This window comes from Streptomyces sp. CA-243310 (assembly GCF_050936775.1).
Classification (GTDB): Bacteria; Actinomycetota; Actinomycetes; order Streptomycetales; family Streptomycetaceae; genus Streptomyces.
The window spans coordinates 607,324-619,277 of sequence record NZ_JBNJMF010000003.1 but is presented as its reverse complement, the minus strand read 5'-3'; the positions used below and the strand labels follow the sequence as shown (position 1 = coordinate 619,277).

Below are 11,954 nucleotides of genomic sequence, written 5' to 3'. Positions count from 1 at the left end.
AGGTTGCAATGAGCCTGTCGAAGCCCGAGATCGACTTCCCCGAAGGCGCCCCGCCCGCCGACCTGCAGATCAGGGACATCGTCGTGGGGGACGGCGCCGAGGCGAAGCCCGGCAGCATGGTCGAAGTCCACTACGCGGGGGTCACCTTTGCGTCCGGGGAGGAGTTCGACGCCTCCTGGAACCGGGGACAGTCGTTCAGGTTCCCGCTGGGCGCAGGCAGGGTCATCAAGGGCTGGGACCAGGGAGTCACGGGCATGAAGGTCGGAGGGCGGCGCGAGCTCACCATCCCCCCGCACCTCGCCTACGGCAGCCAGTCGCCCTCTCCGCTGATCCCGCCGGACTCGACGCTCATCTTCGTGGTGGACCTGCTCGGAGTGTGAGCAGACCCCACGACTGCCAGACCCCACGACTACCCGGCCTCACCGTTGCTCGGCCTCACCGCTGTCCGGCCTCACCGCTGTCCGGCCTCACCGGTGTTCGGTGGCGCCGGGCAGCGTGGGACCGCGAGTGCGGCCCTGTCGCGTCACGATCGGCTGCGATCCGGGCGATGGTCGGCGGGCATCGCCGCGCGCAGCCTTCCCGCCAAGTCCGCGCTCTGCCCCGGGGTCGGCGCCAGTACGCCGTTCTCGGTCATCAGCGCATGGAACTGCTGCTGCTCGTAGGGGACTCCCGGAGGCAGTGCGGCGATGTGCCAGTGCACATGAGCGTTGCCCTGTTGGCTCCCCAGCGACAGCAGGTACGTTCGCTCCGGGGCGAGGACGGCCTCGACGGCCAACGCCACCGTGCGCACGACGCGCATGAGACTGCTGAACGCGGCTTCGTCCAAGTCCCCGACCACGTGCTCGATGTGGGCCTTCGGCGCCACCAGCACCTTGCCGGGCACGGTGGGCCACCGATCGAGGAAGGCCACATGGGCCTCGTCTTCGTAGACCGCCTCGTGCCGGTAGTCCGGGTTTCCGTTCACGTAGGCGCAGACGAAGCAGGGGCCGGTTCGAGCCCTCGCCGTGTAGGTGTCACGATCCATCGCTTCTCGGTCCATCGCTTCTCGGTCCACCGCTCACCGGTCCCTGGTGTGGTCTTGACTGCCCGTCAGCCCCACATGCTGCCGGTGCGGGCCGTCAGTTGTCCGCGATGTCCGGTGAATTCACTTGCCGGGCGGGGCTCGGGCCGGCGGCCACGTCGCCGCCCGGGATGGGCACGGACACCGCGCCGGACAGCAGCTCTTAGGGGCACGGGTAGCGCGCGATCACGGGTAGCGCGCGATGAGGTCCATCACGGAGAACGCGGCGTCGTGGATGCGCTGACCGCTTGAGCTCGCCATCGTTTGCCGACACGGCCTTCGAGGATGGAGCACTACTCGCCGTCGGGCCCACGTCGCAGTCAGGGCACGCGATCTCGGTACAACTGCGGCGGGTTCCGCGACCGCTGCTAGCCTGCCGTCCATGATCAAGGGCGGCCTAACAGGCCGAATAGGCCGCATGGCGGGGGACAGCGGGCCGGAGCGCGTGCTGGTCGCCGCCAGTTTCGTCAACCGGGTCGGCAACGGTCTGTTCAACGCGGCGTCGGCGCTCTACTTCACGTTGGTCGTGGGCCTGCCCGCGGTGCAGGTCGGCACCGCGCTCACCATCGCCGGAGTGGTCGGCTTGTGTGCGGGGATACCCGGAGGGCACCTCGCCGACCGGCGCGGGGCGCGCACGATCATGATGTCGGCCCTCGCGGTCCAGGCGATGTCGATGGCGGCCCTCGTCCTCGTCGAGAGCTGGGCCGCGCTCACGATCATCGCGACGGTCGACCAGATGGCCGCGGCGGCCGGTGGGGCGGCCTGGGGCGCTCTGGTGGTCCGGGTCGGAGGTGCACGCCCCGCCCTGTTCCGGGCGAAGTTGCGGACCTTCGTCAACCTGGGCGTCATCCTCGGAACGGTGGGTGCCGGGCTGGCGTTGGCCGCGGACACCCGTGGCGCCTATGTCACGCTGATCCTCGGCAACGCGGCGAGCTTCGCCCTGTGCGCGGTGCTTCTGCTCCTGCTGCCCCGCTATCCGGTGACGGCAGCACCTCCACAGGAGCGTCGCAGGCTCGCTTTCACGGACCGCCCGTTCCTGACGTTCACCGCCCTCTACGGGGCCATGGGCCTGCAATACCCGGTGGTCTCCCTGCTCTTGCCGATCTGGATCTCCGAACACACCGAAGCGCCGCGCTGGACGGTGGCTGCCCTGTTCGCCGTCAATGCCGCCTTCTGTGTACTGATGCAGACCAGGATCGGCTCCCGTATCGAATCCCTGCAGGACGGCGGCAGGGCGTTCCGTATCGCGGGGCTGCTGTTTCTCGTCAGCTGCCCGATGATGGCGCTGGCGGCGTACGCCCCGGTCTGGGCAGCGGCGGGGCTGGTCCTGGCAGCGATCTTCGTCCACAGTCTGGGAGAGGTGTGGGAGTCCTCGGCGGGCTTCGCCCTGGGTTTCGGTCTTGCCCCCGACCATGCGCAGGGTCAGTACCAGGGTGTCCTCGGCGTCGGTTTCAGCGCGGGCCAGGCTCTTGCCCCCGCGATCCTCACCACGGTAGTGCTCGGCCTCGGCACGGCGGGCTGGCTGCTGCTGGCGTTGTTCTTCGCGGCGCTGGGTGCTGCCGGCCCCTCCCTTGCCCGGTGGGGCATGCGGACCCGGCAGCAGCCGGGCGTCGCTGCGGAAGTGACGGGATGACCGGGGAGTAGGTGTCCCGAGTAATCTGCCTGGCGTGGAGAAGGCCGCGTGCGTGTGCATCGCGCTGCCGATGGAGTAGTGACGTGGCAGGGGTGATCAGGCCGCCCGGCCCGTACCCGTCCGCGCCGAGGTCATCGCCGCGCAGCGGTACGAGGTCCCGGGGGCAGCCCGCGCCGACGTCGCCTTCACCCGAGAGTCGTGACGATCGGCCGCCTTTGACCCGGCGGCCCTTGACCCCGCAGCCCTTCACCCGGAAGCCCTTCACCCGGCCACCGGAGACCGGAGACCACCGTCGCGCCTGTGGGAACGGCTGCATGGTGGTCGCCACCGCCGGTCTCCGGGACCGTGGTCGGCGCGGGCCCCGGTACGGCCGTCCTTCCCGGACCGGACGCACCGTCCCGACGCCGCAGGTTCAAGCACTGCGGCGACGGGCTCGATGCGATTGCGGCTGTGGCTGTGGCTGTGGCTGCGTCGCGGCTACACGTCCGTGGCGGCCGGGGCGAGGGAGTCGACGTCATCCATGAAACTCAGCATCCGGGCGTTGACCATGTCCGGGTGGTCGATCTGCGGGCCGTGGCCGGTCGCGGAGATGATCTCGGCGCGGGCCCCCGCTATCAGGCGCGGCACGCGCTCCAGCTGCCGATCGGGGTGTACGAGCAGGCTGCGCTTGCCCATGATCAGGTAGAACGGCGTCCGTATGGAGCCCAGTTCCCGGTCGGACAGCGGCAGCGGGGCGGGTCGGCGGACACGGAAGGCCCGGGCGCCGATCTGAACCCATTTACGCAGCTCGGGAACGGCGATGACGGGCTGCTCCAGCCAGGCGGCGAGGCGGGGGCGCAGCACCTTGGGCGCGAAACTGGCGAAGAGACTGACGAACACCCAGGCGAAGAAGCGCAGGCCCACCTTCTCCAGGCCGCCCGGATCGAGGGCCGTGACGGAAGCGAGGCGTTCGGATCGCCGGTGGGCCTGGTTGATGACGAGCCAGCCGCCGTAGGAGGAGCCGACCAGGTGGACCTTGTCGAGGCCGAGTGCGTCGAGGGCCTCGTCCATCCATTGGGCGGCGCGCTCGGGCTGCCACATCGGTTCGCGCTGGACGCTGCGGCCGGCGTCGCCGGGGGTGTCGAGGGCGTACACGGGGCGATCGAGGCTGAGCCCGGGGGTGTTGGGGTACCACATGGCCGAGCTGTAGCCCGCACCGTGGATCAGGACGATCGGCGTGCGGGACTCGGCGGCCGGGTCGGTGGGCCCGTGTCGGTAGACGTGCGTGGTGCCGAAGCTCGTCTCCACGTCCGTCTCGGAGCGGATGGGCGCGCCCATCGCGTAGAGCACGTCGCCGGCGGCGAAGTACCGGTCGCGCAGGACATCGTTGACGTAGCGGCCGACATCGCGGCGCGCACGGGTCGTGTTGTCGGGCACGGGGCACCTCCGGAGAAGATCCGATATTCGTGATACGACCGTACCATGAACTTGATACAGCGGTACCAGGAAACCGTCCGGACGGAACCGGGCAGTGGTGGCCCCCGCGCCGGGGACCGGAGACAACACGGATGCCGCAGAGCGGGACGGTGTCGGCCGGGAAGTCGCAGTATTCGGCTTGGGCGATGCCCTGGTTGACCCATCGTGTCCGAACAGCACCTGAGCGCGTCTCGGCCAACGCCACCGCGTCCAGCGGTTCGTCGATCGAGCCGAGAAGGCGTCCGCACTGCTCGGCCTCGCCGTCCGGGTCGAGTGGCGGGCATTCGACAAGGTCGAGGAAGGTCTCGTGGCCAACGTCCTCAACGATGTGGAGAACGGCCTTGTATCCAGTTCGAGCAGGAACCCTCTCGACCCAGTGAACGCCCGCTCTCTCCACGGAAGGTGGGACCGAGGAACTGCTCCACTGCATCGCCCCGTCGAAGCACCCCGAGGGCGAGCACCTGTGCCAGGTAGCGCATCCGAGCAGCGTAGGCGGGCAGCGTAGGCGACAGGGCAGCTACCGGCACAGGTCGGGGCTCGCCCCGGGGGCGGACTCATCGCCCAGGTCACCGTCCCCCGGGTGGCCGCCCCCGCCCGCTGCCCCGCTCTCCTGCCCGACGCCGCGATGAACCGAGGGCACGCTCACCGACGCCAGAGGGGCCGCAAGCCCTCACAAGGGTGATACGCCGAGTCGAACGCGATCCGCATGCGATTCGTCAAGCCGCGGTTGGCCGGGCGCATCTCATGGAACATGTGTTCACGATCTGCCCCCGATTCGGCCGTGACGAGGCGTCCTTGGCGCCGTTCTTGGAGCACCAGTGCCCCTGTCGCACCCATCTGGAGGACACCGTGCATCCCGCGCCCTGCCCCCGGTACACCCTGGCCGCATTCGAACACCACAGGGCGCTGCACCGTGCCCGGCCGCGACCGAGACACAGGGTTGACGGGACCGGCGGCCGGCCCCGCCGGTCATCGCGAACCGGTTCGGGGTGGAGGCCGTGACCGGGCGGCGGGAGAAGAACGAGGAGCGGCGGGGCGAGGACGAAGTGGTTCCTTCGGTGTCGGACTCGGAGAGGCTTCTCTTCGGCGGGGAGTTGGCGTACGACATCGGATGGGACCGGCATGAGGGCGCGTGGTTGAAGCTTCGGCTGTGGGGCATGGCCAAGGGCCTGCCGCGGATGGTCGGCATGGGAGTGCGGCTCGCCCATCTCGCCGACGCCCGCGCCCTGCGCGTGGTCCTGGGCGCCGAACTCGGCCGCGGTGTCACCCAGGCGGTCGGGCTGGTCGCCGTCAACGGCGTTCTGGGCCATCTCCTGGGCGCCGGCTCCACGAACGAACGCCTCGCCCACGCCGTACCCGCCCTCGTGGTGATCGCGGTGACGGCGTTACTGGGCTCGCTGCTGCGGTCCGCGTCCACGGCGGCGACGGGCACCCTGGAGCCGAAGGTTCAGCGGGTCGCGACCGAGCGGTACCTGGGGCTGGTGCACCGCGTGGAACTGGCGGCGATCGAGGACGACGAGTTCCACCGGTTGCTGGACGCCGCCCGCTACGGCGCCGACTCCGCCCGCCGGATGATCCGTTACTGCACCGACACCTTGAACTCGGCGATCTCACTGATCGCCGCGGCCGGCGTCCTCACGGTGCTTCACCCGGCGCTGCTGCCGCTCCTGGCCCTGATGACCCTGCCGAGCGCCTGGAGTTCTCTGACGATCTCCAAGCAGCGCTACATCTCCTTCCACACGTTCGTCCAGCACGCCCGCGCAGGGCTCCTGCTCGGGCAACTCCTGACACAGCAGGAAGCCGCCGCCGAAGTCCGCGTCCACGAGGTCGGTCCGTTCCTGCTGGAGCACTTCCGGAACATGGCCGAGACCAGTGAGCGCGAGCAGACCCGGCTGGCCCGCAAGGCCGCGCGGGTCGGCCTGATCGCCGACGGAGCCGGCGGCCTCGCGACGGTGCTCACGTACGGGGCGCTGGGACTGCTGCTGTGGAGCGGGGCGATGGAACTCGCGGTCGCCGGAACGGCGGTCCTGGCGATCCGCACCGGCGCGTCCAGCCTCGACGCGCTGGTGTTGCAGATCACCGACCTGCACCAGGAGTCCCTCTTCGTCGCCGACTACGAGCGCCTGTGCACCGAGGCCGAGGCCCGCGCCATCCCCACCACCGGCGAGCCACTGCCGGAACGACTGCGGGAGATCCGTTTCGAGAAGGTCACCTTCACCTACCCGGGGAGCACCGGCGAGCACCCGGAACCGACCCTGCGCGAGGTGTCCCTGTCCTTCCCGATGGGCAAGGTCATCGCCCTGGTCGGGGAGAACGGCTCCGGCAAGTCCACGCTGATCAAACTCCTGGCCGGCCTGTACCTCCCCGATGAGGGTGGCGGCACGATCTGGTGGGACGAGGTCGACGCCGCCAAGGCCGACCGCGGGCAGATCTTCTCCAGGGTCGGGCTGATGTCGCAGTCGTTCTTCCATTGGCCGTTCACGTTCCGGGTCAACATCGGCATCGGCCGGCCGACCCGCCCCATCGACGATCAGGCGGTCGAGACCGCTGCCGTCTACTCGGGCGCCGACACCGTCCTCGCCGGCCTGCCCCGCGGACTCGGCACGCTGTTGGCCCGCGGCTACCGGGGCGGGCACCAGATCTCCGGCGGCCAGTGGCAGAAGATCGGCATCAGTAGGGCGAAGTACAAGGACGCCCAGATCCTCGTGGTCGACGAGCCCACCAGCGCGCTCGACGCGGTCGCCGAGCAGAAGGTCTTCGACCAGATCCGGGCCCTCGCCGCCACCGGCCAGACCATCGTCCTGATCACACACCGGCTCCACTCCGTACGGCACGCCGACGTCATCCACGTCCTGAAAGACGGGCGGGTCGCCGAGTCCGGCACCTTCCCCGACCTGATGGACGAGACCACCGGCTGCGGGGAGTTCCGCAGCGCCTACCTCGTGCAGGCGGCGGCCTTCGCCGACAGCCTGCCCGCTCCGCGCGACGGCGGCGCGGACGCCAGGGCGAAGGGCAAGACGTGAGCGCCACGCCGCGGACGCGCCCCCGGGCGGAGAGGCCCCGACCGCGGCATTCGCGCCGTCGCGCCGCCGCGCCGCCGGCCGTCCCACCGTCCTCGCCGTCCGGCCGTCGCGCCGTTCTCGCTGTCCCGCCGACATCCGTACCCGATCTCAAGGAGTCCCCGCATGACCGCCCTGTCCACCGAACCGCCCGGAACCGCCGCGCTGCTCGTCAACTCCCGCGGCGAGTACCTCCTTCACCTGCGCGACGCCAACAAACCGTGGATCTGTGACCCGGGTACCTGGTCGATCCCGGGCGGGGACCGGGAAGGCACGGAATCCTGCCGTCAGGCCGTCGAGCGGGAACTGTACGAAGAGACCGGTCTGCGCGTGCCGCTGGAGCCGCTGACCGTCGTCGACACGCACGGCCCCGGCGGCGGTCAGAGCCGGATTCAGGTCTACGTCGGCGCCTGGGAAGGTGACGCCGACGCGCTGCCGTGCCCCGAGGGGATCATGTTCCGCTGGTTCGACGCCGAGACCACGGCCTGGCTGACCATGTGCCCGTGGACGGCCGAGGTCATCGCCTTGCACCGGACCACGGCGCCCGTCCCCGCGCCGCGCCCCGCGGCGGATCCCCCGCGTGTCGGGGGGAGCCGGGCTCGCCTGAACGTGCTGGGCGTCCACCTCTACCTCCAGCGCGAGGACGGCAGGATCCTCCTCGGGCTGCGCCACCCCGACGTGGCCTTCGCCGGCCGGACCTGGCACCTTCTGGCAGGCCACTGCGAGACGGAAGGGGCGCTGGCCTGCCTGATCCGGGAAGCCGAGGAGGAAGCCGGACTGACGATCAAGCCCGAGGACGTCGAGCTGGTGCACACCGTGCACACGCTCGACGAGAACGAGAACGGGAACGGCGACGGCCGGCCCCGGCTCGGGCTCATCTTCCGGGCACGGACCTGGTCGGGGACCCCGGAGGTCCGGGAGCCGGACAAGTGCCTGGAATGGGGGTGGTTCGACCCGTCCCGGCTTCCCGAGCCGATCGTCCCCTACACGAGGCTGGCGATCGACGGCATTCTCGGCGGGCGCCGGTACTCCGAGATGGGCTGGTGATCGTCGTGACGCCTCCGCGGCCGGGCACGTCCTTGCCGTTCGCTCCCCGACCTGGCGGTGCGCGGTGAGCGGGCGGCGGCACGCCGAGCCGGTGGACGTCCACCTGATCCTGCGCAGGGAGACCGGGGAGGTGCCGGAGGTTCTGCTGTCGAGGCGGGCCGGCCAGGTGTACGCGGCCGGGTTGTGGCATCTCCCGTCGGGGCATCTGGACGGCCCGCACGAGGACGTCGTCACCGCCTTGGTGCGCGAGGCCCGGGAGGAGACCGGCGTCGACGTCGACCCGGCCGATGTGCGGGCCGCCGTCATCGTGCACCACCGCGGCCCGGGCGGCTCCTCGCGCACCGGATTCTTCTTCGAGGTCCGGCGGTGGACGGGCGAGCCCCGGATCGCGGAGCCGGACCTGTGTGACGCGATGGGCTGGGCGGGCCTGGACGCTCTGCCCGCCGCGATGGTGGCGTACTGCCGTGCCGGCCTGGACGCGTACGCGGCCGGGGCCCGGCTCGCGGTGCACTTCCAACAACCCGGCGACACCATCGCCTACGACCCCTCCGCCGACCGGCTCCGCCTCGTCCCGGACGTGGACGTGGCCGGTCCGGCGTCGGGCCGGCAGCGGCCCGGCTGTCACCAAGGCCGAACGGCACCTGGCGGCGGCCCGGCCTCATCTGGCGCCCGGTGATGCCGCGTTCGTCCGCGGCCTCGTCCGCCAGGCCATGGCCTGCGTCCGCCGGGGCTGGCGGCGGGGGTGGGCGAATGGCGGCGGGGCGGGGCGGGGCGGGGCCCGATCGGTACCGCCCGGGTGCCGGCCCTCCGGAGAAGGCGCCGTCCGCTGATCCGTCTACGTGCGACCCGGCACCGGGGGCCACCCAACGCGGCCGCTCACCACGCCGCACGCGAACACCACATCACACCGCACCCGTCGAGGAGAGGCATCGTGCGCTACACCAGCCGCGAGGAGCGGCAGCAGCAGCAGTTCGCCGACGCGACGGGATTCCGCCTGCTGGGGGACGTCGAGCGGGCGCCGCTCGCGGCGGCAGTGTTCTCGGCCGGTTCCTGGGGCACTGCCGTCGCCAGGATCATGGCCGATGCGGGCAACCGCGTCATCGTGCACGCCCGGCGCGAGGAGATCGTCGATGCGATCAACACCCGCCATTGCAACCCCGACTACTTCCCGGACATCGAGTTGCCCGCCAACCTGACGGCGACGACCGATCCGGCGGCCGCACTGGACGGCGCGGACCTCCTGGTGCTGTCCATCCCCGCGCAGTCCTTGCGGGCCGGCCTCGCCGCGTGGGCCCCGCACATCGGGCCCGACACGCTGATCCTGTCACTGATGAAGGGCGTCGAACTGGGCAGCGGGCTACGGGCGAGCCAGGTCATCACCGAGGTGACCGGCGTGAGCGCCGAACGCGTCGCGGTGCTGTCCGGACCGAATCTGGCGCGCGAGATCATGGCCGACCGACCCGCCGCCGCCACCATCGCCTGCCCTGACGAAGGCGCTGCACACCGCGTCCAACGGGCTTGCCACACAGCGTACTTCCGGCCCTACACCAGCACCGATGTGATCGGCTGCGAGCTGGGCGGAGCGGTCAAGAACGTCATCGCCCTCGCGGTGGGCATCGCCTCGGGGATGGGGCTCGGCGACAACGCCGCAGCGACGCTCATCACCCGCGGACTGGCCGAGACCACACGGCTGGCCGCGGCCATGGGCGCCCACCCGGCCACCCTTGCGGGGCTCTCCGGTCTGGCGTGGAGATGCCGATCACCGACGTGATCTCCGCCCTGCTGCAAGAGAAGATCACCCTCGACCAGGCCGCCGACGCACTGGCTCGGCGGCCTCCCCGACCCGAGAGCTGATCCAGCTGATCCAGCTGAGCCCGCTGACCCCGCTGTTCACGCCTCGGGTCGTTGGGTCACCGCGCGGTCGGATCGAGCGATGGTCGATCCGACGCGTCGATGCGATGGTCGTTCGCCAGGGTGCCGGGCAGGGCCGGTCAGCCGGTCAGCGCCAGGGCGTGCCGGGCAGTGCCAGGCAGCGCCGACGAAACCCTCCGGAACATCCGAACCACCCTCAACTCGGGTGTCATGGCCGGCCGTGGCCCAGGAAGGCTTCGCGTATCGAGGGCGGAACCTGCTTGCCGTTGTCCGTGTACACCAAGCCGTTGGCGACGGCCCATGTCGTGACCTCGTGGTAGTCCGGATCACGTCCGATCGTCAGGTCGGGGGTACCGCGGACCGCATGGGCCGGTAGGCGGCCGTCGACGAGGCAGGCGCGGGGCAGCGAGAGGCCGAACCTGCCCTCGATGACTGCGAGGGTGCGCTTGTACCTCGCCAGTTCCGCCGCCGAGATCCCGCGAGCGAACACCACGCCGAAAGCCCGGCCCTCCAGGTCGACCAACCATTGAAGTCCATCCGTCACGACTCTCCCCCGTCCACGGCCCGAACCCGTCCCTCAACCCTCGTCACGAACCCTGCCAGACGGCTGTCCGGCGCCTTCCATCGGCCGTCTGCGGGGGCGGTGTCGAAGTGGATGAGGAGGTGGTCGTCCACGAGGGCGTGAACGCCGGCGGCATCGACGTGGTCGCCGAGTAGCCACCGCCGTGCGGCGCCTGTGGACCGCCGCCTCGTGGAGTCGAGCGGTCCCGTGTCGAGGACGGGGAAACCGATGACCACATCGGTGTCGGACGCGAGCGCACCGCGGCCGGCGGGGAGGGCGCGCTGCGCGCCGTGGACCGGGGCGAGCGCGCGGTTGGGCCTTCGCTCCGTCCGGCCGGCTGCCGGGACGGAGCGAGAGGGGTGTGCGGGTGGGGCTCAGCCGGTGCTGGCCCGTCGGCGCCGGAGGAGCAGGGCGGCTCCGCCCGCGAGGGCGAGTGCCGTGCCGGAACCGCCGGCGAGGAGCAGGGTGGAGGACGGGGTGTCGTCCTCCGTGCTCTGGAGGCTGTAGCCGCTGGAATAGCCCTTGGTCTCGTACTCCGAGCCGGGCAGCTTGTCGGCGTAGCGGGCCTTCACCAGCTTCTGGTAGTCGCCGAGCGACATCGACGCCCGCCCGCCCAGCCCCTGCCGGGCCTGGTCGTTGAGGGCCTCGACGGTGAACAGTTTGAGTTGGTACCAGCCGCGGATCTGCGGCTCGGTGAAGACCAGCGTGCCCACGGTGGCCTTCCCTGCGTACGCGGCGTCGCCGTCGCCGTCGCGCACGGCCGCCAGGTGCCAGCCGCCGCCCTGGGTGGGGGCGAGCATGACGGTGGCATTGCGTCCGTTGACGTTGGTGCTCAGCGAGGAGACCAGCCCCGCCAGCTTGACCGCCTTGGCGGGCAGGGGCTGGGCGGTGCCCGCGGCGAAACCGGGCGTGATCTCGTTCAATGCCACCGGGTCCTTGATCGTGAAGACCGGCAGGTCCTGACACGGCTCGGCGATGTCGGGGAGGGTCTGCACCGGCCCGCCGGCGGCGTCGGTGGGTACCGGCGTGCGCAGGAAGCGGCAGACGGTGTTGCGCACGTCGGTGGACTTCACCGCGTTGAGGGCAGCCTGGTAGTCGGGGATGTCGGCCGGGAGGGGGTCCTTGGCCGGGGCCGCGTGCGTCGGGCCGACGACGGACAGCAGTGCGGACGCACTCAGTGCGACGACGATGGACAGTCGGGAGAAGCGGGGGTTGGCCCGCCGGCTGGACGTTCGGGTGCCGCCGGCACCGCTGGTGTCGCGCATG

At 71.0% G+C, this 11,954-nt stretch carries 9 protein-coding genes and 1 pseudogene; 6 read left to right on the top strand and 4 right to left on the bottom strand.

Going from position 1 to position 11,954, the window contains the following annotated elements; genetic code table 11:
- Positions 1-8: 8 nt before the first annotated feature.
- A complete protein-coding gene (locus tag ACQEVM_RS35965; RefSeq protein ID WP_433086469.1) occupies positions 9-380 on the top strand; it encodes an FKBP-type peptidyl-prolyl cis-trans isomerase in 372 nt (123 codons plus the stop codon).
- Positions 381-523: 143 nt separating this feature from the next.
- On the opposite strand, the gene ACQEVM_RS35960 is transcribed toward ACQEVM_RS35965, so the two are convergent.
- Complete coding sequence (locus tag ACQEVM_RS35960; protein ID WP_433086467.1) at positions 524-1,024, bottom strand: HIT family protein; 501 nt, start codon at positions 1,022-1,024, stop codon at positions 524-526.
- A gap of 418 nt (positions 1,025-1,442) precedes the next feature.
- Between ACQEVM_RS35960 and ACQEVM_RS35955 the strand changes: the two genes are divergently transcribed.
- The gene (locus ACQEVM_RS35955; protein WP_433086465.1) at positions 1,443-2,693 is read left to right on the top strand and encodes an MFS transporter; all 1,251 of its coding nucleotides are present in this window, start codon (positions 1,443-1,445) and stop codon (positions 2,691-2,693) included.
- Positions 2,694-3,170: 477 nt separating this feature from the next.
- Here ACQEVM_RS35955 and ACQEVM_RS35950 read toward each other — a convergent pair whose 3' ends face one another.
- A complete protein-coding gene (locus ACQEVM_RS35950) occupies positions 3,171-4,109 on the bottom strand; it encodes an alpha/beta fold hydrolase (protein ID WP_433086463.1) in 939 nt (312 codons plus the stop codon).
- A 1,196-nt stretch (positions 4,110-5,305) separates the two neighbouring features.
- Between ACQEVM_RS35950 and ACQEVM_RS35945 the strand changes: the two genes are divergently transcribed.
- The 4 genes and pseudogenes from ACQEVM_RS35945 to ACQEVM_RS35930 all read left to right on the top strand — a co-directional run bounded on the left by ACQEVM_RS35945 (position 5,306) and on the right by ACQEVM_RS35930 (position 10,108).
- Entirely contained in the window at positions 5,306-7,171 is a 1,866-nt protein-coding gene (locus tag ACQEVM_RS35945; protein ID WP_433086972.1) for an ATP-binding cassette domain-containing protein, read from the top strand.
- Positions 7,172-7,333: 162 nt separating this feature from the next.
- Positions 7,334-8,254 carry an NUDIX hydrolase gene (locus ACQEVM_RS35940; protein WP_433086461.1) on the top strand — a complete coding sequence of 307 codons (921 nt, stop codon included), beginning with the start codon at positions 7,334-7,336 and terminating at the stop codon, positions 8,252-8,254.
- A 64-nt stretch (positions 8,255-8,318) separates the two neighbouring features.
- Complete coding sequence (locus ACQEVM_RS35935) at positions 8,319-8,930, top strand: NUDIX hydrolase (protein WP_433086459.1); 612 nt, start codon at positions 8,319-8,321, stop codon at positions 8,928-8,930.
- Positions 8,931-9,329: 399 nt separating this feature from the next.
- Positions 9,330-10,108 (top strand): annotated as a pseudogene (locus ACQEVM_RS35930) (NAD(P)H-dependent glycerol-3-phosphate dehydrogenase).
- A gap of 226 nt (positions 10,109-10,334) precedes the next feature.
- Here ACQEVM_RS35930 and ACQEVM_RS35925 read toward each other — a convergent pair.
- Positions 10,335-10,670, bottom strand: coding sequence for a hypothetical protein (locus tag ACQEVM_RS35925; protein WP_433086457.1), 336 nt, complete (start codon positions 10,668-10,670; stop codon positions 10,335-10,337).
- A 392-nt stretch (positions 10,671-11,062) separates the two neighbouring features.
- On the bottom strand, positions 11,063-11,953 hold the full coding sequence (locus tag ACQEVM_RS35920) for a hypothetical protein (RefSeq protein ID WP_433086455.1): 891 nt from the start codon (positions 11,951-11,953) through the stop codon (positions 11,063-11,065).
- Between the last annotated feature and the right edge of the window lies 1 nt (position 11,954).

What these genes read in the sequence shown, in the direction of transcription:
- ACQEVM_RS35965 (WP_433086469.1), top strand. Translation starts at nt 9, where the DNA reads ATGAGCCTGTCGAAGCCCGAGATCGACTTCCCCGAAGGCGCCCCGCCC.
- ACQEVM_RS35960 (WP_433086467.1), bottom strand. Translation starts at nt 1,024, where the DNA reads ATGGATCGTGACACCTACACGGCGAGGGCTCGAACCGGCCCCTGCTTC.
- ACQEVM_RS35955 (WP_433086465.1), top strand. Translation starts at nt 1,443, where the DNA reads ATGATCAAGGGCGGCCTAACAGGCCGAATAGGCCGCATGGCGGGGGAC.
- ACQEVM_RS35945 (WP_433086972.1), top strand. Translation starts at nt 5,306, where the DNA reads ATGGCCAAGGGCCTGCCGCGGATGGTCGGCATGGGAGTGCGGCTCGCC.
- ACQEVM_RS35940 (WP_433086461.1), top strand. Translation starts at nt 7,334, where the DNA reads ATGACCGCCCTGTCCACCGAACCGCCCGGAACCGCCGCGCTGCTCGTC.
- ACQEVM_RS35920 (WP_433086455.1), bottom strand. Translation starts at nt 11,953, where the DNA reads ATGCGCGACACCAGCGGTGCCGGCGGCACCCGAACGTCCAGCCGGCGG.